The following is a 22,955-nucleotide window of genomic DNA, read 5'->3' as shown; positions in this document are numbered from 1 at the left end:
TAATAGCTTAGATTCATTCTTTGTCATCTTGCTTTTGTTTTAAAATTAAGTTTAAGTTTAGATTGATTACATTTATTCCTGTAATGTTATATCACAATATGAACATGGTTCCAGCGGAACTAATGTACCATTCATGGTCTATTGCATAAATGCGATATAAAGATACAACTTTTTCGTAAACTATACTTAAATTTATGGTGCTTTTTTAGAAAAAACAACACATTTGTCACAAATTACCTTTTGAAACCAAGAAAATCAAATCTTAAACGTATCTAAAACACGTTAGTTCCGCTGGGACAAGTTTCATCCAGAGACCAAAACAACCTCAAGTATGCATGGTCCCGCTCTAAATGAAAGGCAATCTCTCTACCAAAATAAGGCCGATTTATTTGGCACAGGTCACTATTTACCATACTCTTGTGTCTGATTTAAGATTGAAATCCTTAGAAATATTTTTAAGCATAATCTGTATGAATGCTAGTTGATACATAACTTCAGCCATCTCACACAGATATTTATAATCAATAGTTAATCTTCTGGAGTTCCTCAACAAGAGAACGATCTTTCAACAATCCATCTCTTAGGTAAGACAAGGAATTCGTTTGGGCGCTCATTTAGCCAGAGTACGGCTTCAACAACCCAACCGAATTTGTCCGCAACCCAATCCCAAGCGCTCCTTGGCACTCTCTGTCTGTAAGGATCTTAACGAGGCGCAGGAACTTATATTCAAGTTATTCAATAACCATTGGTGCTATTCTCCATTGGTAACTTGATTGATACTGTAAACTCTAACCATCATATTTTTTAGTTTGCTGATACTTATTATTTTTATATTGAAATATAAGGTTATTTTATTCATTTCAAAATGACTTCTAATTATTTAACAAACTATTATGATTCATTTGTTAAAAGTGCTTGTCAAAAAGATAGCGAAACAATCGAACATAACAGTCATACCCTGTTTATTAATATATTTCTCTCTCGATCGTTTGCTTTTATACCTGATTTTTTTGAATTTTGCACGCGATAAACAATATGTACTCGGTACAATAAGTATAATTAATGTCATGAAACCTACTAATTTACTATTATTTCCAATTATTATCCTTTGTTCTTTCACTTCGGTCAAGGAAATACCTCCTTACAAGAATCCGGCACTTCCGGTTGACGAACGAGTGAAGGATTTATTAGGGAGAATGACGATCGAAGAGAAGTTCTGGCAAACATATATGATGCCTGGTGATCTGGATAAAGGGAAAGACCGCTTTTCCCACGGTATCTTCGGATTCCAGGTTTCAACCATAGGAACCAGTAATCCGGAACTCAAACAATTGCTGCAATACAACCCGAAATTAACAGCAAAAGAGATGGCTAAAAAAATCAATGAGATCCAACGTTACTTCGTAGAAGAAACCCGACTGGGCATACCGATTATTGCATTCGACGAGGCTTTACACGGATTGATTCGTGGTGGTGCCACGGCGTTCCCCCAATCCATCGCATTGGCCGCCACATTCGATACGGCCTTAGTACGCCAAGTCTCCCATGCTATCGCCATGGAAACGAAAACACGTGGTATCCGACAAATACTATCGCCCGTGGTTAATCTCGCAACAGATGTGCGTTGGGGACGTACGGAAGAGACCTATGGAGAAGATCCATATCTTTCGGCATGCATGGGTGTCAACTTTGTAAGAAGTTTTGAAGAAATGGGAGTGATAACCACCCCTAAACACTTTGCCGCCAATTCCGGAGATGGAGGGCGAGACAGTAATCCGATCCATTTCACGGAACGATTTTTGGAAGAGACGCATCTGGTTCCTTTCAAGGCTTGCTTCCAAAAAGGACAGTCGCAGTCTGTAATGACTGCATATAATATGTTAGACGGAACTCCTTGTACAGCCAATCCCTGGTTATTGATCGACAAACTCCGGAACGAATGGGGATTCGACGGATTTACGATTGCGGATGCAGATGCTGTCGGTATCATCCACAAGTTGCATCACACCGTCAATAACTTCTCGGAAGCAGGAGCTGATGCAATCAATGGAGGTCTGGATGTCATCTTCCAGACAACATACGATGAACACCGACCATTCTTACAGGCTTGCCTAGATGGTTTAGTTAAGGAAGAAGCGCTGGACAGGGCTGTAGGACAAGTATTAAAAGCGAAATTCCGCCTAGGTCTGTTCGAGCATCCCTACATTGACGAAAATGAGGCGGAGAAGTGGAATGCCTGCTCCGCACACCGGAAACTGGCTCTCGAAGCAGCTCGCAGATCAATCGTGTTATTGAAAAATGAAAATCGGGTTTTGCCGTTATCCAAACAAGTAAAACGTATCGCCCTTATCGGACAAGATGCCGCTCAAGCCCGTTTAGGAGGGTACAGCGGACCGGGCGTTGACAAAGTCAGCATTCTTGATGGATTGAAAAATAAACTGGGCGATCGAGCTATCATCCGTTACGAAGAGGGATGTAAACGAATCAATCCGGAATATCTGACCGTCCCAACCGATTATTTATCCACATCAGACGGACTGTCGGGACTGGAAGGGCGCTATTTCAATAATATCTCCTATGAAGGAGTCCCCGATTTGAAACGGATTGACAAACGCATACAATTCTCATGGACATTGTTTGCCCCGGATTCTTGCCTGGCTGTCGATTGGTTTTCTGTCGAATGGAACGGGAAATTAAAATCTCCCGTCTCCGGAACATATCAGCTCGGGCTGGAGGGAAATGACGGTTACCAGCTGACCGTTGATGGAAAAGTGCTAGTAGACAAACCATATAAAACCTCTTTCGGTCACACATTAGTTCCTTTTACCTTTGAAAAAGGAAAAGAATATGACATTCGTATCAGGTTTTATGAGAATACAAAAAACGCACGTATCCGGTTTGTTTGGGACGTGGATACAAAAAATGAAGACCAGTCCATCGAACAAGCCGTACAAGCTGCCCGTGAATCCGAGATCGCCATCGTTGTCGTGGGTATTGAAGAGGGAGAATTCCGTGACAGAGGCTATCTGGCATTGCCTGGCCGACAGGAAGAGTTAATCCGTAGAGTCGCAGCAACAGGAAAAACCACTGTTGTTGTTTTGATCGGTGGAAGTGCCGTGGTCATGTCTGAATGGCAGGATCAAGTTCCGGCCGTACTGAATGCCTGGTATCCGGGAGTGGAAGGGGGCAATGCGGTTGCCGATGTTTTATTCGGCGATTATAACCCCTCAGGCAAACTGCCGATCACTTACCCGATCCACGAAGCCCAGCTACCACTCAATTACAGTCATAAACCGACCGGGCGGAGCGACGATTACCTCAACCTGACCGGTGAACCGCTTTTTCCTTTCGGTCACGGATTGAGCTATTCCGAATTTGATTATTCTGGACTAAAAGTGACGAAAGCAGTACATGGCACAGCTTTCCATGTTACTTTTTCGGTGAAAAATACGGGGAAATACGCAGCCAATGAAGTCGTACAACTCTATTTGCGCGACCAGGTCGCTTCCGTAACCCAACCAATTATGCGGCTGATCCATTTCCAGCCTGTATCATTGGCACCGAAAGAAACAAAAGAGTTGCACTTCACTGTAAACGAGAAAGACCTGTCCATGCTGGATAAAGAGTTGAACCGCGTGATCGAACCGGGTGAATTCCGTCTGATGATCGGGCGCTCTTGTAAAGATATCCGGTTAAAGACAACACTGACAATAAATCATCCAATGACTTTAGAAACAAACCATTAAATAAAAACAATTACCATGAAACAATTGATTCAATGCATGGGTATGCTGATGTTGCTGTTTGCGCTTTCCTCCAGGGTATCAGCACAGATAACCCTTGTGAAAGATGGTAAAGCCACTTCACGAATCGTATTAGTTGAGAAGAATGAAGTGAACGAGCAAGCAGCCACCTTGCTGCAAGACTTTGTCAAACGGATCAGCCAGGCTACGCTTCCGATCGTTGCCGATACAAAGGCTAGAAGCGGGGACATTCTGATTGGAGGAAAACAAGCCTCAGCCGGAGAAGACGGTTTTTTGCTGAAAACGACAGCAAACGAACAACTACAAATATCCAGCGGAGGCGATAAAGGCGCCATCTATGGTGTAGTTTCCTTATTGGAACAATACATGGGCGTGTCCTATTTTGCAAAAGAGGCCTATACGTTGACTCCGATGCAGACAATCACACTTCCCGCTATCCACAGGGAAGAAACACCGGCATTCCGTTATCGCCAAACTTACAGCTATAACAACGACGACCCGGTCTATAAGCTATGGTTCCGCTTGGAAGAACCAAAAGACATGTTTATCGAAAACATGTGGGTACACACGTTCAACCGTATTCTGCCGTCCGACCGGTTTGGCAAGGAACATCCCGAATATTACTCATTCATCAACGGCGAGCATCGTCCGGGACACAACAGCCAGTGGTGTCTGACCAACCCTAAAGTATTCGACGCGGCCGTACGCCAGCTAGATTCGATCTTTAAGGCTCACCCGGACATGAAAATGATTTCGGTCAGTCAGAACGACGGTAACAATACGAATTGTTCCTGTCCGGCTTGTAAAGAAGTAGACGAGTACGAAGGTTCACCTTCCGGCAACCTGATCCGGTTCCTGAATAAACTGGCCGAACGTTTCCCTGATAAAGAATTTTCCACATTGGCTTATCTGTATTCCATGCAGCCGCCCAAGCATGTGAAACCGTTATCCAACGTCAACATCATGTTGTGTGACATAGATTGTAAACGTGAGGTTCCGTTAACCGATAATGCCTCCGGCCGTGATTTCGTAAAAGCGCTGGAAGGATGGTCGAAGATATCCGACAATATATTTGTATGGGATTATGGGATCAATTTCGATAATATCGTCTCACCATTCCCCAACTTCCATATCCTGCAAAAGAATATCCAACTATTCAAGAAAAATCATGTGACAATGCACTTTTCGCAGGTAAATGGTATCCGGGGCGGGGATTTCTCTGAGATGCGGGCTTACATGATCGGAAAATTAATGTGGGACCCATACCAGAACGCCGACTCCCTGATGCGTACCTTCATGAATGGTTATTACGGAGCGGCCGCCCCTTACCTGTATCAATACCAGAAGATCATGCAAGGCGCGCTGCTGGCCGGCGGACAACCGTTATGGATATACGATTCTCCGATATCCCATAAAAATGGTATGTTGAACCCCGTTTTGCTGAAAACATACGACGAACTGTTCGACCTGGCAGAGGAAGCCGTCGCTGGAGATACCGTACTGTTGCGCCGCGTACAATTATCCCGCCTCCCGCTGCAATATTCGGAACTCGAGATCGCCCGTACACAGGTCGGTACAGATAAAACGAAGATCAGGGAATTACTCGGGCTATTCGACCGGCGTACCCGTCAGTTCGGCGTCACGTCATTGAATGAACGTAAAAACGCACCCGGCGAATATTGTGAATTGTACAAGAAACGATTCTTGCCGCAAAACGAGCGAAGCAAGGCCTCCGGCGCCTCCCTCACCTGGATCATCCCGCCTCAGGAACGTTATAAAACATTGGGCGAAACAGCTCTGACCGACGAACTGTTCGGAGGAACAACATATGTAGAAAGCTGGGTAGGATGGAACGGGACGGACGGTGCTTTCATTCTAGACTTGGGCGAAGAGAAAAGTTTCACCCGGATAGAAGCGGATTTCCTCCACCAACTAGGTGGCTGGGTTTTATTGCCTCATAGTGTCAGCTATTCTATATCCTCGGACAATACGACATACAAACCTTTCGGCTCGTTTACATTTGCTGAAGACCGGGACCTGCAGGTTAAATTTGTCGAAGGAAAAGCGGAGTCGGATAGCCCTGTCAAGGCCAGGTACATCAAAGTTGAGGTCAAAGGGATCGGATTATGCCCAGACTGGCATTATGGCGTAGGTTATCCTGCCTGGTTTTTTATGGATGAAGTAAGTGTATATTAAAAAATCCGTGATCCAATTATGAACAGAGAACTATTATTCTATATAACAGCAATACTGCTTTGCGCCGGGATACTTTCCTGCAATAAAAAAGAAGCCACCGCGACATGCAACTATGAGGTAGTACCTCTGCCGAAGTCGATCACTCCAGCTAAAGAGGCCCCTTTTATATTGAGCACATCCACCCATATCGGATATCCGGAAGGAAACGAGAAGCTGAGACAAACGGCGGTTTTTCTTTCCGGATATATCCGCGAAATGACAGGCATCGAAACAGAAGTAACAGCAGATACGGGTTCTTCCAATAGCATTCGCCTCGTATTAGATCGTACTGCCGCATCTTCACCGGAAGGCTACCGGCTAAAAGTCGGCAAGAGAGACATTACCATCACGGGGAGTTCGGAAGCCGGTATATTTTATGGTATACAGACACTTCGAAAATCACTCCCCGTGACGGGACAAAAGGAGATAAGTTTTCCGGCCGTACAGATTCTAGACGAGCCGGAATACCGCTACCGGGGAATGCATCTCGACGTAGGCCGCCATTTCTTCTCGACTGATTTCATCAAGAAATACATTGATATTATTGCTCTCCATAACCTGAATACCTTCCATTGGCACCTGACTGATGACCAGGGGTGGCGTATCGAAATTAAAAAATACCCGAAGTTGACCGAAATTGGCTCCAAACGGAAAGAGTCGTTACTGAATGACGGTCCCGGGAAATTCGACGGAAAACCATACGGTGGTTTTTATACGCAGGAGGAAGTAAAGGACATCATCGAATATGCGGCAGAACGTTATATCACCGTTATTCCTGAGATCGATCTGCCGGGACACATCACCTCCGCGCTTGCTGCCTATCCGGATCTAGGATGCACAGGAGGCCCCTACGAAGTGGCTACTACGTATGGTGTCCATAAGGAGGTATTATGTGTCGGCAATGAGCAATCGCTTCGTTTTGCGAAAGATGTGTTATCGGAAATTATTGAGCTTTTCTCTTCCCATTACATTCATGTAGGAGGCGACGAATGTCCACGTGACCGCTGGCAACAATGCCCGAAATGCCAGGCATTGATCCACAATAACGGATGGAAAGATACGAAAGAACATAAAGCGGAAGACAAACTCCAGAGTTATTTTATGACAGAAGTGGAGAGGTTCGTCAACAGCAAAGGACGTCAGATTATCGGCTGGGATGAAATATTGGAAGGAGGGTTGGCTCCCAATGCGACCGTCATGTCATGGAGAGGTACGGAAAATGGTATCAAAGCGGCTGAAATGCAACATGATGTCATTATGACTCCAGCGGGTATCACTTATTTCAGTGGCCGCCAGTTATTGGAACTGGGTGGTAACCGGGGGGTTCGCCGTGTCTATGATTTCAAAATCTGTCCGGATACATTATCGGAAGCTGCCGCCAAGCATATCATCGGTGTACAGGCCTGTCTATGGTCGGAGCGAATTGATACCCCGGAACGGGCTGAGTACCTAATCCTTCCACGTCTGGCCGCGTTAAGCGAATTAGGCTGGGCTGATCCTGAACAACACGATTTCGACGCTTTTATGGATCGTTTGTATCGTTTGATAACTGTATATGACAAATCTCATTATACTTATTCGGAACATGTTTTTCAAATAACCGAGAACTTCCGGACAGACACGTTGCAAGATGCGCTTGAGATTTCCCTTTCCACTATCGGTAACCGCCCGATCTACTATACGACAGACGGAAGTCAACCGAATACAGCTTCCCTGATCTATACGGAACCATTGATAATACGGGAAGACACCAAACTGAAAGCCGTTATTGTTACGACTGAGGATACCAGTAGTGTATTTGAGGAACATATCCATGTAAACAAAGCAACTTTCAAACCTTCCTGGCTGGCCAATGCACCACATGAGAACTATACTTTCAACGGGGTAAGCACGCTGACTGACGGATTACAGGGTAATCAGAACTATAACACCGGCCGCTGGCTCGGCTTCCTGAAAGATATGGATCTGACCATCGACCTACAAAAGTCGACACCTGTCTCTTCGGTATCGCTGACTGTCAACGTCTCAAAAGGAGCAGCCGTAATGGATGCCACCGGGCTGGAAGTATGGTGTTCTGAAGATGGAAAAGAGTACCGAAAACTTGCTTCAGCCTCTTATCCGGTTTTAGACAAGGAAGATAAAGACGGTATTTACCCGCATACGCTTTCTTTCTCTGTGGTGGAAACCCGTTATGTACGGATCATTGCTAGAGTTACACCGAAATTGCCAGCCTGGCATATGTGGCCCGGCAATCCCGCATTTTTATTTGTGGATGAAGTTTGTGTAAAATAGAATAGAACGGTTATGAAGGATAGAAACAAACGCCCTCTCTTCCAATATCTGGAAGGATTCGGGGGTGTGGAGCTTATACAAACAAAAAATGAGGAAGGTACCGAACATGCGGCGTGGGTACGAAACCGAGGGAATATAGGAGGTACCGTATGGCTGGGGTTCGTCCATCCGGAAAATTGGAAGGAGTTTGAGGATGCTTTCGACAAAATGATGGATAAATATATTGTCAAACGACAGTAAGTTTTGATTTGTATTCCGATCCCTCATGTTCCTACGCTGGATAGCCCAGCTACCGACTAAAAAAAGCGACCCTACCCTCACGGGAAAAGTCGCTTTATCTAACTAAAGTCTTAATCTAAAAAATCATATTACAAATATAGGTAAATATTTCACTTTTAGAGAAAAGAGCGACTATCCTCATGGTAAATCGCTCTTACAAGTTTTATGAAAATATTTTTTACCCTCTTATTTGTTGCAAAAATCGGAAATTAATTCATAAATCATATACAAACATAGTAAATTTTGCATCCATATCTATTAAAGAGGGCGTGTCAAAACTCAATTTTAGCCCAGATGAGCTTTTTATTTGAAACTTGAACATCAAGAAGAGTCGTATAATTACTCAAAACAGAGCTTGATACGACCCTTTTAGATCTTGTAATTACGATCTGTAACTTTTTGGAGAGGCCATTTTAGTTTTGCACACCCTCGTGTGTTATAAAGAGCAACCTACGTACAATTCACAAAACCATCATATAATAAGGGGGACGTAAAAATCAACTCAGTGAAAGCTATGGGGATTTTCAATTTGTACACGTACATAGTGATGGCGAACGGTATCCAATAGATATTATAATTTCAAAATAGGGGAAAGCGAAGGTAAAGTCATTCTTCTGGCACAAAAGACTATAGAATTTGGATGATATGTGCTATAACAACAGATTCGCTACATTAGCTTACGTATTCGGTTTAGACCATCCCCATAAGGCTGCGTCTGCTTGTTGCTGGAGTACCATACTATGATTGAATATGGCTGGTAGTTTTATCTCTGCGTGAACGGACAAGATGCCAATGGATAACAAAAAAGAGAGAACAGCTAATTTTACAGATCTTTTCATTGTATTTATATTAAACGGTGAATAAAATGGAATCTTTGTTGTGTGTTAGAGGATAAATATGGTAAATTTATTTTAAGATTATAGAGGATATTTCTAAGTTGTAACAAAATGATAACGGTATCCACCATGAATAAAGAAAAATAGCTCGACGGTCATTGCAAAATGATATTACCGGTAGGTTGCATCCCACCGGATCACACAGCCTAACCGGAGAAAAGCGAATTAAACCGGGTACGTGACGAACAAAAGACTTTCGGGAAAATACACGTGAATATTGAATTATAGGTGATAAAAGTAATATATATTTAACGTAGGAAATTTTCAAATAGTAGTACAAGGGTAGCATAGTGGTTTCTCACGCTATAGCGTGGGCTGCTATACTCATAGCAGTACTACAGGTTTTTCCTACGACCTCCAAACTAAGACGTGGCATTTGCAGTTCCACGCTTGAACCGAAATAGAGCTTGTATCTGTCTGATATATAACAATTAGTTATTGTTTATTTTCTGATTTGATACCACTAAGTTCCCGTTTCTTGTTGGTTCCCCAAAGTAATCACAAACTGCCACAATCTGCTTTTATCGCTATTTTGCCACACTGCCTAATAAAAAACTTTTCATTTCGAGGTGTAGGTATTGATTTCCTACGACGTGTACGGTTGAAACCACCTCATGATGGATTATCTTTTCTAGACTTGACTTAATATATTTAGGATTGAGGTATCAAACCGCAAAACATTTCTCAAAGTCCGATTTTCTTTAAGATTTTCGGACATTTTATTGCTGGCTGGAGGGAATATTGTACCTTTGCACTCAGATTATTAATGATCATGGGAGTAATACTAACAAAAGAGATACGCAATACGATTGAAAGCAATGGACCAAACAAACTCTATATGGTTCAGGATTTTGCCTATCTAAATAATGACGGGTTGGTTACTCGTGCCCTTTCCAGATTAGAAAAGGGAGGTGTTCTTATACGCCTCTCGCAAGGCATATATTTATATCCGTCACGAAATAAGTTCGGAATACTTCGACCTTCTATAGAGGAAATCGCTTATGCTGTTGCTGAAAAGGATAAGGCACGCATTATTCCCAGCGGATTGACTGCATTGAACAAATTAGGACTTTCCACACAGGTTACGATGAATGCAGTCTATTTGACAGATGCCGCTGCAAGGGAACTTACTATCGGGAACCGTAAAATCATATTCAAACGCAGTGTGCCTCGCAATTTTGCTTATAAGACGGACTTGTTCCCACTAATAGTCGCTGCTATGAAAGAATTAGGAAAAGATGGAGTAACCGATGAACAGGTTGTCATCATAAAACAAGCTATTGAAAAATATGGCAGTCCTGATGAAATCAGATACGATTACAGCATTGCTCCGCAATGGATTAAACAAAGACTTGCATTATGAATTTCACTAAGCTTACAAAAGAAGAACAGCTCACCATTTTGGCTAATGTCGCCGAAAATAAAGGGATCGTGGACAATGCCGTAGAGAAGGACTATTGGGTCAGTATGGTATTACGTGCTATATTTTCTTTGCCGTATGCTACAGCTTTTGTATTCAAAGGCGGGACAAGCCTTAGCAAAGGATGGGGACTGATAGAACGGTTTTCAGAAGATATTGACCTTGCAATAGATCCCAAATATCTAGGCTTCACAGATATTGCGACTGTTGTTTGGAAGAAGCACTGGAAAAAGCGGTACAGGAGTGCATGGAGTTCTTGTATTAAATTGAATTAAAAAATCGGTCCCCTTCACGGGAACTTTCCTATAACCTTGTTAAGAGGTGGGGGCAGATGATCTTTGAGAATCATCTTTGAAGGTGAAGGATGGGAGAAGAGATTTATTTCGTATTTCTGTTCTCAGATTTTAGTGTAATACCATTCCTTCGCAGCAGACGATACACTGTTCCGCTACTGCCTATATTTAATATTTTCTGTATCTCCCTTACCGGTGTTCCGGACTCATAGAGCTGGATGCAGCTTTTCTGCTTGGCGATGTTGTTTTTGTTGATAAGTGTCTTTCTGCCGAATTTGACACCTTTTTCCTTGGCGATTCTTCTGCCTTCTTGGGTTCTCTCATAAATAAGGTCACGCTCAAATTGGGCGAAAGCACCGAGAATGTTGTTCATCAGTTGGCCGATTGCGCCTTCCGTACTGATGTTGTCTTGCAGTGAGGTGAATTGGATACCCCTATTCTTGAAATCTTCCAATAGCGTAAGGATATTCTTCAGCGAACGGCCAAGCCGGTCCAGCTTATATACGACAAGCGTGTCGCCTTCCCGGAGAAAGTTCAGGCAGGCATCCAGTTCCGGGCGGTTTTGTTGACGTCCGGTCATTTTCTCAGAGAAGATCTTCTCACATCCGGCAGCCTTCAACGCTTCCAGTTGCATATCCAGATGTTGTTCCTTGGTGGAAACACGGGCATATCCTATTTTCATCCTGTTTCGTATTTAGTTGTTTAATGAAGGTTTTAATTCTTCACTTTTTCAAACATGAAGACATTAATTCTTCATATTCCTCACGGCTGTATTGGTTGAACCCCTTTTGCTTCATAGCCAAAAGAAGTCTTTCCAATTCTCCGATAGTTACTACCTGTTTGCCGATAACGGTAAATTGTTCCCATTCTCCCTTTTCGTTGAGCAGGTATTCCCGGTGTGCAAAGCAGTAAAGAGAACCGTCAATGTCATTCCGTTTCTGCCATTGACGCAGGTGCTTCAAACTGGTGAAATCACGGGTGACAGTACGTGGAATGGGAACCAATACGTCAATTTCCATCTTGAATTTTATATTCTCTTCCGTTTCTCGCATGGGTGATTAGCTTATTTCATAATACATCAATTATTGTATGGACAGGAAGTTCCAGTTTGGAGAAGGCAAACATTTTCTTGCCCAAATCCTTTAGCGATGCCCCAATATGATATACTTCCGTATTATCAATGATTAAGAAGCGGTCGTGACTGTCTCGGTACGTCCTGATGTCGATAGGCGGGTACTGGCTGTTATGCCTGTCAAGATCGAGTTGGAGTTGCTGCGTGATGCGCTGGGTGTAAATGGTGGCTGAAACACCGATGTTTCGTTTGCTCAACATGAGTAACACGGATTCATCTACATAGTTGTCGATAAGTATAAGTGAGCATTTGGCAGACTTTATTAAATCTGTAGCAAACTTATACGCATCGAATATCTGACCGTCAAAGAAGATACCTTCCACCGGAGGCAATGAGGTGCGCACAAAGAAGTCTATCTTTGCATCATGTTCAGCAATGGTTTTCTCTATTTGGAAGAATTTATTGTTCATTCTATATTCCATGTCATTGAGCCGTTGGTTTATAGAATAGCCTTTCAATAAATATTCTTTTAAAATTTTATTTGCCCATTGCCTGAATTGCGTACCTCTTACGCTTTTAACTCTGTATCCAACTGAAATTATTACGTCTAGACTAAAGAACTTGACAGGCTTATCGGAATTAGCAATGTGCAAAAAATGCACATTGCTTTTCTCTTCCAATTCCTTTTCCTTAAAAACGTTATTTATATGTTTGGTTATAACGGTTCTGTCACGTTGAAAAAGTTCTGCTATCTGCGCTTGTGTGAGCCAAACGGTTTCATCTTCTAAACGTACTTCCAACCTTACAGCTTCATCCGGTTGGTATAGTATGATTTCTCCTTGCTTCTCCATTATTATGTTTCGCTTTTATTATGTTGCTGCAAATGTACGAAAAAGAAACATTATAAAATCTATTTTTTCCGTAAGTATTACTTCAAAAGTTTGTTTCCTTTTTATTTTAATAAAACAGAAACATTCTGCTGTCTCAAAAAAACAGTTGTCTGTTTGTTGTTCATGGTTGGGGTATCAAATAACTAAAATTCAAATGGAAATGCAAATCTACATTTTATTGAAGATTCAACTTAGAAGTGCAATTTTTTCGAGGGATGGGAGCAACAAAAACGGGCGGTATAAATACCACCCGTACAAAAAGCCTTACTAATCATAGCCTGGCTTTGGTCAATAATTCCTTTTGTTTTTGATGTCAAGATTTCGGCTTCTTTCCATACTCAAAACTTTTAATAGTTCCGTTCCGGTCAGGTGGATTTACCCGAAAATTTCAAGCAGTATATCATAAAATTCAAAGAGCCTGACGACTCTCCTACCACAGAGATAGAAATGATATACAGCGAAATGGCAGCAGCGGCAGGGATTAACATGATGCCATGTTTCCTGAAAGAGATTGATGGGAGAAATCATTTCGTGACGGAAAGGTTTGATCATAAGAATGGAGAAAAGATTTTTAGCCAGACTCTTGCGGCCATTATGCCGGGAGCGGATGATTATATGAAGCCCTGTTGGATAGCGGATACCCTGAGACTTCCTCAGGAAGACAAAGACCAGATATTTATCAGGATGGTATTTAATTATGTCGCAGGTATATCTGATGACCATAATAAGAATATTTCATTTATCATGGACAAGACAGGAGCATGGCGTTTGTCACCCGCATACGATGTGATGTTCACGGCAAATGCATGGGAAAATTCTTCTGCACACATTCATTCGATGGGCGTGATGGGTAAAAGGTCAGCCTTGACCACCCGTGATTTCGTTAACTTTGCCGAGGATTTTGTAGAGGAACCCGAAAAGAAGATATTACAGGTGTTCATGCTGTAAGTCGCTTTCAATCATTATGCGCCAAGTATGGCATAGACAAGGCTATATCTGATAAGATCCAACATGTGTTGGATGGATTGGTCATCGATGATTTGAACTTGTTGGAGTCGAAGAACTGTAAGTTGTAATCTTGAACAGAACTGACTGGGGTTATCTGGTTGAATCTTATCTTTCTGAAGGGGCATCTTTTTCCCACCCGCCACCCTATATCAAGGTAGCTCCTTCGGGCTGTTTTGCGATAGCGTACACGAAGTTCCCTTACTCCCACCACCCAGCTAAGGTATGTCTGATTCTTGTTAGCCCTCACAGCCGTTCGTTGGCTGCTGAATCAGGCATCCGGTTCGTTCACGCATCATCTTGTAGGATAATGTGTTCTTTCTGTTGCTTACCCATACGTCCCAGCCTTTTAGGGCTGTAGATAGGTATTCGGATATTTCGCTCTCAAAGCGGCAGTGCGCTTCAATCGCTTGCTTTTCTCCGACTGGTGCCTTGTTATTTTTCCGGTCGTATAATCTTCTTTTTTCCAGAAAAGGTGTGGTGGCCGTATTTGTATGGTTGTGTTCTTCCCACAGAATCCGTTTTCCCGTTTTTTCCGGTGTAGCCTATTTTATCGCACAGTCACTTTTTTCTAATATATGGAATATGGTATGCTTCATTTTTAGGCTTCATTTTTTTTAAAGGAATTGCAGATGTTTCTTCCGATGTATCAATAGGTGGCTGACTATATTTTCGGAATGTGCCATGCTTGCTGTCTAACCGATTGTTTTTTGCATCCTTTCCAAACCTGTTGCTGATTTTCAAGTTTTGTCTTTTTCATATCATTTTTTAGTGAAGTCAAATCATTTTCCGTTGCGAATATAGATTGTTGCTAACCCCGCTGATAGGGATAAGGGGACGATTCACAAATATCACGTCGTTATTTGGCTGAAATCTTCCTTTTTCTGCCTTGCACAAAAAGTGTATTTAACCCCAATTATTTGTTGCCATCTTAACCAATAAAAAAGGGATGAATCTTCCTTTTTTGCTGTATAAAAAAGCGTATTTATCCCTTTTTTCATGGTGTACCCCCAAGTCAACAATCAGTTTTTGCACTGTAAAATTGATTAATTAACTTCTAAAAAATCAGAGATATGAAAAAGATTGAAAATTCATTCGCAGTAACAGGTTTTATCGGTAAGGATGTAGAAATCCGTAGTTTTGAAACAGCAAGCGTAGCACGCTTTTCTATCGCAGTCAGCCGTGCAGACAAGACAGGTGAAGAAACCTCTTATGTTTCTGCTTTCATGGGGATTGAAGCCTGGAGAAAGAATGAAGCGCTGGATTCCTTCGATGTATTGAAAAAAGGTGAGCTGATAACCGTTGAAGGTTACTTTAAGCCGGAAGAGTGGACGGATTCTAAAAGTGGGGAGAAGCGTAACCGCATCGTTATGGTAGCCACCAAGTTTTATCCGGCTCCGGAAAAAGAAGAAGAAAAACCGGATCGGCCTAAGAAGAAGGCTGCATCTAAAAAGAAAAAAGCAAGCAAATGATTGAAGCGGCACTGGGCCGCTTTTTTTGCTATATATCCGAGAGCGTTTTTGCGTTCACGCAGATTTTTCCCACCCTCCCATTCAGCGGAATGACTGTTCTCATTCCCGGTTTGCCCGTAGTCATCCGCCATGCGGCTGATTATGGGTAAACCCGAAAAGAGAAGTTCCAAACGTGGGCGGGATTGCAACAGTCATCATCCGGAGCTTCGGCATTGCCGAAACAACCTCCTTCTTCCGTATCGCAGCCCCTTCCTTTTACCGTTTGTCTCGGCAGTCCGTTGTTAACCCGTTCCCTCCCCTGCCACTTGGTGGCGGGGAGATAGGAATACGTCTTTGCCTGCCAAGCCGTATGGTTTGTTTTTACTTTCCGTACCGCCCTTTTCCTTGGTTTTCTGCCTCCCCTCGTGCGCTTTTTCCATATCCCCGTCTGAGATCCTTTGTTTTTGGACGGCAAATTTATTTCGGAGGATGGATATGAAAGAGTTCCGGCCTTCGCCCTTTGTCCTGAAAAAAAATAACGCCGGACGGCTTCGCTGTCCCCAACATTTTTTGTCGTCCAAAACTTTTCTCAATCCCTCCTTCCTTATTGTAGTGTGCCGTAAAAAAAGGCTCATAAACTCAGATGGGGCATGAAAGCTCAAAAAAAAGTCGGCAGAAAGAAAAGGCCATCCCGGAAAGGTTTTTTAAAAAAAGGTCTTTAAATCTAGCTGAAGCATAAGTTTAATTTTAATAGATAAAAGACTATGGCACATCAGAGTAAATATCCTAGTTTAGACAGACAATGGCATAAGATGATGTTTTCTTTCTTTGAATATCTTCCTATGCAATATCGGCAGGCAACGGAAAGAGAATGGCAAATTCGTAAGATGATATGGAGTTTTAAGGATGGAAAATCTTATTTGAATGTAGCTTGGATGATAGCGAATAAGTTACATCAAGTTTTTGGTGATGATGTTAAGAATATTGTTTTTGCTTGTGTCCCGGCTTCTTCTGCTGATAAGAATGAACTTCGTTATAAGGGGTTTGCTTCGGCTGTGTGTAAGTTTTCAGGTGCTATCAATGCGTATGAACATATACGTGTCAGTGGAGATCGTTTGGCTATTCATGAGAAATTTGATAGCAAGTCGCTTCATAAAGTACAAGTGATAGAATTTGACAAGGACTTTTTTCGGGGTAAGAAAATCTTGGTATTTGACGATATTTTAACAAAAGGATTTTCGTATGCTCGTTTCGCTTGTCAGTTGGAAAAAATAGGAGGTGAGGTTTTGGGAGGTTTCTTTTTAGGTAAAACAGTTGTCCGTATGTTATAAGATGAAAGAAAAAGAGACTTATATAGAGAAGCAGAAGGGTATCTTTGGAGATACTACTTGGTTCACTTATCGTTATGAGGTGAATGGAATGGTGTATGAAACTTCGGCAGGTTCGTTGGATATATGTAGAAAGGCACATGATAAATGGATGAAAATGATGTCCGTTGCTTTTACCGGTCATAGAACGATACGAACAAATAAATATGCTTTGTCCGTATCGTTGAATGAAGAGGTACGTTTCTGCTATGAGAATGGAAGCCGTTTTTTCTATATCGGTTGTGCGGTTGGATTTGACATGATGGCTGCTCATACCATACTTGAACAAAGGAAACAATATCCCGATATGGTTTTGGTGGCGGTTGTTCCTTATGTCGGGCAAGATGTGTATTTCAACAAAGAGGACAAACAGAGGTATGCTGATATTTTGCGCCAAGCCGACAAAGTGGTAGTTCTATCCGAATATTATTATGCCCAATGCTATGCCCACCGTAATGATTACATGATTTCACACGCCTGTAGGCTGATTGCTTATTGGGATGGAAAATCTGTTGGAGGAACTTCTTATACGTTTAACAAGGCACAAAAAAAGAAATTGGTGATACACAATCTGTTTTGATTCAGATTGTATATCACTGTTTTCCAGCGGTATGATCAAACGTGGCGATGTCGTACCGTCTGGTTGCTATAAGTATCAATATTTCCGGTGCAAAAGAGGAATACACAATAAATATGAAAAGCAATGATAGATGAATTTTACTTAATGAGGCTGTCCATTTTCGGACACCTTTTTTTAAGCATAGTGATCATTTTGGTTTTTATTTGTTGTTTGTGACTCTAATGTATAAAAAAGCCTGGACTACAAATAGCCAAGCTTTACATGTGTATAGTCAAGGCTTCTTTGGTCTATCCGTCACTCCCTCTGTATATGATATCTCTTAAAACAGGCGACGGCACAAAGGGAGCCCTTTATCTTTGATAATACAAAGATATCTGACTTTGATTTTTATACTTCGCAACAGGAAAAGGGGATGTGTCTGACTTTTGACACATCCCCATGATTAATCAGATATTTAGGACTTCGTCATCTGTTTTTATGGAGTGCACATTTTGGGAAGATAAACATTCTAGTGAAGAAAAACAGCAAAAAAATGCAGGTTTTCCTTGCGTAGAACATAGAATGCACACCGCCCTTATAAAACTTTGCGATACAGGGTTAGCTGAATGCTTACAATATTTCACACAAACGGTTCATTTAATCGATAAGAACCACAAGTAAAATCTGGTATTAACACAGGTTGTGAGCCATGTTTTACGGACCATTCGCTTAATGGGATAATAGAACTCCAGGCTACGGCATCATAAACATCTATGTCCATAGGCAAACCATTTCTTAAACAATCTATCAAACGCCAACTCATTAAAAAATCCATTCCACCATGTCCTCCAATCTTTTTAGCCATATTTCCTATCCTTCGGACTATTTCTGGCATATATTTTTCTGTTAAATTTTCCATTTCCTTTTCGCTCACCCAGTCATCACCCAAAGAAATACGCTCAGGAAAAGGATATTTTTGTACAGCTCCCTTTGTCCCACTTACCATGTAAATACGTGAGTAAACCCGAGGACTTGTTGTATCATATTGTAACATAATAGTTCGCCCTCTTTCTGTACGAATAACAGAAGTATTCATATTCCCCCGATAAGTATCTGTCGCTAAATACTTATAAATAGGATTTTTCTGAGCAAATTCGGTAGCCATTTCTGCCATCATAAAATCATTTGAAGACATAGAAACCATATGAGTCATCCGATCTCCTCTGTTTATATTCATTGCTTGACAAATCGGTCCTAATCCATGTGTTGGATATAAATTACCATTATGACGTTGACTTTCCTCTATACGCCACATATCTCCGTCTCTATTTTTCACAAAATTATTCTGATGATGAATATAAGCGGCATCTGCATGAATAATAGTACCCAATAAACCTTGACGAATCATATTCAACGTTAGCAACTCAAAAAAATCATAACAACAATTTTCCAACATCGTACAATGTTTTTTTGTTTTTTCCGATGTTTCAACTAATTGCCAAGCTTCATCAATGGTTGCAATTGCTGGGACTTCTACGGCTACATGTTTTCCACACAACATAGCGTAATTACTGATTTTTGCATGAAGAGGACCTCTTGGTACTGCTATCATAATTAAATCTATATCAGATTGTTCACAGACAGACTTCCATGCGTCAGGAGAACCTCCATATTCGCACGCGACAGGATTTTTAAAATCCGACAATAACTTTTGGGCTTCATCAATGCGAAATTGCCTTAAATCACAAAGAGCCTTAACTTCAATACCTTCTATATATAGCATTTGTGTCATATTGAAAATACCTCGGTTACCTATACCAATAAAACCAATTCGAACAGTCTCTAATTTAGGAGCACGGTAACCACACATATTAAATTTCTGTTTGTGAAAAGTATGCAAAGATTCATTGATCGTTTTCACCGACTCGAGGTCTATTGCCTTCACACTATTCCCTAATAAAAGTCCAGTTCCTATTACTGCCTGTTTGATAAAATTCCTTCTATTTTCATTCATACTATTACTTTTAATCAAATAAACAATTTAATTTTCACTACCATTGGAGTTCCATCTTAACCAAGCAGAATCAGATTCTTTTTTGTACTTTTCAGCATCCTCCTTCATTTTAATCTTATTTGCAAAAACTCCCGTTCCTATTTGCTCGTAGACTCCTACATCCAATAATCCATCTTCTATGGGATTTCCCCAAAAGTCATATTTCCCCGACAAGGGTATATAAAAGCCAGCATTAATACAGGGAGAATCAGATTGTAACTGATATCCAGTCAAAGAAGAAAAACCTTCTTTACCTGTCCCCGGTGCAATAAACAAAGGATCAGCGATTAATTTGTTCGGATCATTTGGGATACCATTTTTCCACAGACCGAAATAACAATTATTATAAAATAATTTATAAGGCATTCCTCGTGCAACTTTTACAGATTCATCGAAGGTTCGCCCTAAAGTTTCCCCCTTTGAATACACCGTTCTGAAACAACTCTGCCCAGTTGCATAAAATATATTATTACAAAAGGCAGCACCTATCGTCGTTTTATTGACCATACCATCATTTCCACAAAAAAAATCAATATCTACTGTCCCATAATCGATATAAAAAATATTATTATGTAGCATATTCCGATCTCCTATCTCACACTGCATTTGTACCAAGTGAGTTTGATCATTTTCACTAATGTTATAACGAGCTATATTTTCAAAAGTTCGCCCCATAAACAAAAGGAATCCATGATTATTCTGACTATAATTATACTGTAAAACACAATGTTTACAGTAATAATCAAAATCAAAAGCAAACCCATCTCCGTTCCCTGGCTGTCGACCTGTATCATACACTTCATTGTATTGCATAACAGTTTCTTGAGCATTCATAATCCATATTGCTGCAGTATGAGGCCACCACGTTTCTCCACCTTTTAAATCCATATATCCGGAACGCATACACGTTCGCTTTGCCACATTATGCTCGATCATTCCTTTATAGCAACCACTCGCCAAAATGCCATCTCCTCCTATATTTTCCATATAATTATGAGATATATTCAAGTTCCTTTTACATCCACGGACAACAATACCACACTTATCACAACGCTCAATGTGATTATTTTCGATTAAAACATTATCCAATGTCGCATTCAGACCGTTATCATCGCAACCATCATTTTTTTCATTCTGCATCTGTACAACAATAGCACAACTATTATATCCCGTAAATTCCGTATTTCCCCCAAGTTGTCCCCAAATATCATGAATATAACAATTACGAATGATAATGTTTTCTACATGTTGATCAGCTCCCCGAACTATTGCTGCAATACCTTGGCGACCAATTCCTAGTTCTGGAGCAGCTCCACTGGTGATCTCCATATTTTCTACAATCCACCAAGACTGATTATATAGACGAATTCCAGCACCTTCAGCCTTTCCGGTGTAAATCACCGGCCTGTCCTTACCCCCATAATTAGAAAGAAGAATAGGATTTCCTTCAATCCCTGAACCTTTCAGTTTTAACTGTCCTTTCCAAATGCCTCCTGATTCAAACAAGATTTTATCACCAGGAAGAAACGTTACACTATTTACTTTATCCAAACTTTTCCACGCATCCTTAATAGATAAACCGGAAGCAATATCATTACCATACGGAGATACGAAATATGTTGTATTCTGAGCATTTACAGTTAGTTCTATAAAGACCATACATATTATTAATAAAACTGTTTTCATGATTATTAGTATTAATTACTTAATGTGAAGAATATAAATAAAAGAATAGTATAAAATAATGCTGCTGGTATCGACTTCAACTACATTGCTTATACATACATGTTTTTGATAAAAATTAAAACGTATTTATTTTATTGTAAAATAGTTAAACATCAATATCTAGGATTCTGAGATAATGCTCCATTGGAGACTATTATCTGATCGTCAGGTATTGGAAGTAATTCATTTTTTCCTTCAATAAAGTTCTGTCCTTTAATTGAATTATACTTTCGTGAATAAGCCTTCATTACCTTTCCTAAACGTCCCTGCCTAGCTAAATCCCAAAAGCGTTGTCCTTCACCTGCTAATTCAACACGCCTTTCATGCCAAATCAAATCACGCAATCTATTCTTATCCGTTTCTGTTACTATAGGTAAAACATTCACATCCGTTGCATTTGATCTAGCTCTATGGCGAACTTGTTCCAGAAAACCTAATGCTTCAGCCGTTTTTCCTATTTCATTGGCTGCTTCAGCTAAATACAAAAGAACGTCAGCATAACGATAAAAAATTATGTTTTTAGGACAGTCACTTTGATCAGACTGAGAACGTTGATCATAAGGAATATACCACTTCTTAGGTTGATAACCAGTAGAACTTGCTTTATTATAATTGATATGCCCATCAAAAAATTCCCCTGGAAAAATAACTGTTGCATTTAAACGTGGGTCTCCTTTCTCATAACTATTAACTAAATCCTCAGTTAAACAATGCATAGACCAGCCATTATGCCATTTGATAGGATCATCAGGATCTGCGTCATGTTCATAAAAAGAAAGAATAGAACCCTCATTGTCATCAGACCAACCTGTATTACTAGTCATATGCTGAATTTCAAAAACAGACTCTATTCCATTTTCATGCTCCAATGTGAAAATATCTGCATAAACTGGTTCTAATGAATATTCACCAGACTCAACGACTTTCATCAAAGCATCATACGCTTCTTGAAATTTTCCTTGATAAATATAAGCTTTCCCTAACATGGCATAAGCCGCGCCTTGAGTGGCTCTTCCCAAATCAGTTGCACTATATTCACTTTTCTTGGGTAAGAGCTCTATAGCTTTCTTTAAATCTCGGACAATAAAATCCCACGTTTCTTCTATAGAGGCACGAGGAGAATAAAATTCATTATAAGACAATACATGATCAACGATTGGCATCCTCCCATATTGGCGGGTTAAAAAAAAGTAGAAAAAAGCACGTAAAAAATAGGCTTCCCCCAAGTACAAATCACTTTTCTCCGATAATAAATTTCGGTTTGCTAAAATACTCTCTATAGCCTGATTAGTCCAAGAAATGCCAGTAAAAGCCTCTCCCCATAATGCTGAGCTTAACCAATTAGTAGATAGATGATCAAACTTCTGTAACGATTGTGATACCGGTCCCAACCATGAAAACGCTTCACTATTTTCATTTCCTATATCTGCATCGTCAGAACAGTCATCTCCAATAATCAACATCGGTCCTAACTGAAAATTTTCTCGTTGCAAACGGGAATAAATACCCATTAAAGCAGAATTCACTTCTTCATCTGTAGAATAATAAGTTTGAACAGATGTTTGTACCAATGGCTTCTTATCCAGAAAATCGGAACAAGAACTCTGTAATACCAATAGTCCTAATATTAATATCTTAAAATTTTTCATATCAT

General features: G+C 40.8%; 18 protein-coding genes and 1 pseudogene. 11 read left to right on the top strand and 8 right to left on the bottom strand.

What is annotated here, in order from left to right:
- Positions 1–1,067 precede the first annotated feature (1,067 nt).
- Genes NBH07_RS21290 through NBH07_RS21275 form a run of 4 tightly spaced genes read left to right on the top strand, consistent with a single transcriptional unit; the run spans position 1,068 to position 8,531 of the window.
- Positions 1,068–3,746: a glycoside hydrolase family 3 C-terminal domain-containing protein gene (locus NBH07_RS21290; protein WP_227154517.1), complete on the top strand. Its 2,679-nt coding sequence runs from the start codon at positions 1,068–1,070 to the stop codon at positions 3,744–3,746.
- Between the two features lie 15 nt (positions 3,747–3,761).
- Positions 3,762–5,960, top strand: a complete 2,199-nt coding sequence (locus NBH07_RS21285; RefSeq protein ID WP_122128822.1) for a glycoside hydrolase family 20 protein — start codon at positions 3,762–3,764, stop codon at positions 5,958–5,960.
- A gap of 18 nt (positions 5,961–5,978) precedes the next feature.
- Entirely contained in the window at positions 5,979–8,291 is a 2,313-nt protein-coding gene (locus tag NBH07_RS21280; RefSeq protein ID WP_122128824.1) for a glycoside hydrolase family 20 protein, read from the top strand.
- 12 nt (positions 8,292–8,303) lie between these two features.
- A complete protein-coding gene (locus tag NBH07_RS21275) occupies positions 8,304–8,531 on the top strand; it encodes a hypothetical protein (protein WP_122128826.1) in 228 nt (75 codons plus the stop codon).
- 716 nt (positions 8,532–9,247) lie between these two features.
- Here the strand turns inward: NBH07_RS21275 and NBH07_RS21270 are convergent.
- Positions 9,248–9,409: a hypothetical protein gene (locus NBH07_RS21270; RefSeq protein ID WP_182387855.1), complete on the bottom strand. Its 162-nt coding sequence runs from the start codon at positions 9,407–9,409 to the stop codon at positions 9,248–9,250.
- Positions 9,410–10,238: 829 nt separating this feature from the next.
- Here NBH07_RS21270 and NBH07_RS21265 point away from each other — a divergent pair.
- Together NBH07_RS21265 and NBH07_RS21260 are read left to right on the top strand one after the other, a co-directional pair.
- A complete protein-coding gene (locus tag NBH07_RS21265) occupies positions 10,239–10,829 on the top strand; it encodes a DUF6088 family protein (protein WP_227154515.1) in 591 nt (196 codons plus the stop codon).
- The gene (locus NBH07_RS21260; RefSeq protein WP_008781190.1) at positions 10,826–11,161 is read left to right on the top strand and encodes a nucleotidyl transferase AbiEii/AbiGii toxin family protein; all 336 of its coding nucleotides are present in this window, start codon (positions 10,826–10,828) and stop codon (positions 11,159–11,161) included. Before NBH07_RS21265 ends, NBH07_RS21260 begins: the two co-directional genes overlap by 4 nt.
- Positions 11,162–11,264: 103 nt before the next feature.
- On the opposite strand, the gene NBH07_RS21255 is transcribed toward NBH07_RS21260, so the two are convergent.
- From NBH07_RS21255 to NBH07_RS21245, 3 genes are read right to left on the bottom strand one after another with little or no spacing between them, the layout of a single operon-like run.
- On the bottom strand, positions 11,265–11,861 hold the full coding sequence (locus NBH07_RS21255; RefSeq protein WP_007844655.1) for a recombinase family protein: 597 nt from the start codon (positions 11,859–11,861) through the stop codon (positions 11,265–11,267).
- A gap of 40 nt (positions 11,862–11,901) precedes the next feature.
- Positions 11,902–12,231 (bottom strand): hypothetical protein, encoded by a 330-nt coding sequence (locus NBH07_RS21250; RefSeq protein ID WP_008781191.1) that lies wholly within the window; start codon positions 12,229–12,231, stop codon positions 11,902–11,904.
- A 16-nt stretch (positions 12,232–12,247) separates the two neighbouring features.
- The gene (locus NBH07_RS21245; protein WP_008781192.1) at positions 12,248–13,102 is read right to left on the bottom strand and encodes a virulence RhuM family protein; all 855 of its coding nucleotides are present in this window, start codon (positions 13,100–13,102) and stop codon (positions 12,248–12,250) included.
- A gap of 393 nt (positions 13,103–13,495) precedes the next feature.
- On the opposite strand from NBH07_RS21245, the pseudogene NBH07_RS21240 reads away from it, so the two are divergent.
- The 3 genes and pseudogenes from NBH07_RS21240 to NBH07_RS21230 form a co-directional block, all read left to right on the top strand.
- Positions 13,496–14,217: pseudogene (locus NBH07_RS21240) on the top strand (type II toxin-antitoxin system HipA family toxin); the annotation flags it as partial.
- A gap of 1,002 nt (positions 14,218–15,219) precedes the next feature.
- A complete protein-coding gene (locus NBH07_RS21235; protein WP_008781195.1) occupies positions 15,220–15,618 on the top strand; it encodes a single-stranded DNA-binding protein in 399 nt (132 codons plus the stop codon).
- Positions 15,615–15,767 (top strand): hypothetical protein, encoded by a 153-nt coding sequence (locus NBH07_RS21230; RefSeq protein ID WP_170079621.1) that lies wholly within the window; start codon positions 15,615–15,617, stop codon positions 15,765–15,767. The genes NBH07_RS21235 and NBH07_RS21230 overlap by 4 nt, the downstream gene beginning before the upstream one ends.
- Positions 15,768–15,899: 132 nt before the next feature.
- On the opposite strand, the gene NBH07_RS21225 is transcribed toward NBH07_RS21230, so the two are convergent.
- Positions 15,900–16,190 (bottom strand): hypothetical protein, encoded by a 291-nt coding sequence (locus tag NBH07_RS21225; protein ID WP_170079620.1) that lies wholly within the window; start codon positions 16,188–16,190, stop codon positions 15,900–15,902.
- A 171-nt stretch (positions 16,191–16,361) separates the two neighbouring features.
- Between NBH07_RS21225 and NBH07_RS21220 the strand changes: the two genes are divergently transcribed.
- Positions 16,362–16,928, top strand: coding sequence for a phosphoribosyltransferase (locus NBH07_RS21220; protein WP_008781197.1), 567 nt, complete (start codon positions 16,362–16,364; stop codon positions 16,926–16,928).
- A 1-nt stretch (position 16,929) separates the two neighbouring features.
- Positions 16,930–17,544 (top strand): SLOG family protein, encoded by a 615-nt coding sequence (locus tag NBH07_RS21215; RefSeq protein ID WP_008781198.1) that lies wholly within the window; start codon positions 16,930–16,932, stop codon positions 17,542–17,544.
- A gap of 619 nt (positions 17,545–18,163) precedes the next feature.
- Here the strand turns inward: NBH07_RS21215 and NBH07_RS21210 are convergent.
- From NBH07_RS21210 to NBH07_RS21200, 3 genes are all read right to left on the bottom strand, one after another.
- Positions 18,164–19,537, bottom strand: coding sequence for a Gfo/Idh/MocA family protein (locus NBH07_RS21210; protein WP_034528124.1), 1,374 nt, complete (start codon positions 19,535–19,537; stop codon positions 18,164–18,166).
- A gap of 27 nt (positions 19,538–19,564) precedes the next feature.
- A complete protein-coding gene (locus NBH07_RS21205) occupies positions 19,565–21,262 on the bottom strand; it encodes a right-handed parallel beta-helix repeat-containing protein (RefSeq protein ID WP_008781200.1) in 1,698 nt (565 codons plus the stop codon).
- Positions 21,263–21,414: 152 nt separating this feature from the next.
- Positions 21,415–22,950, bottom strand: coding sequence for a RagB/SusD family nutrient uptake outer membrane protein (locus tag NBH07_RS21200; RefSeq protein ID WP_008781201.1), 1,536 nt, complete (start codon positions 22,948–22,950; stop codon positions 21,415–21,417).
- Between the last annotated feature and the right edge of the window lie 5 nt (positions 22,951–22,955).

It is taken from the genome of Parabacteroides sp. B2-S-102 (assembly GCF_023656665.1).
GTDB lineage: Bacteria > Bacteroidota > Bacteroidia > Bacteroidales > Tannerellaceae > Parabacteroides > Parabacteroides distasonis.
Note: the sequence above shows the minus strand (reverse complement) of the source record. Positions and strands in the feature narration are given on the sequence as shown.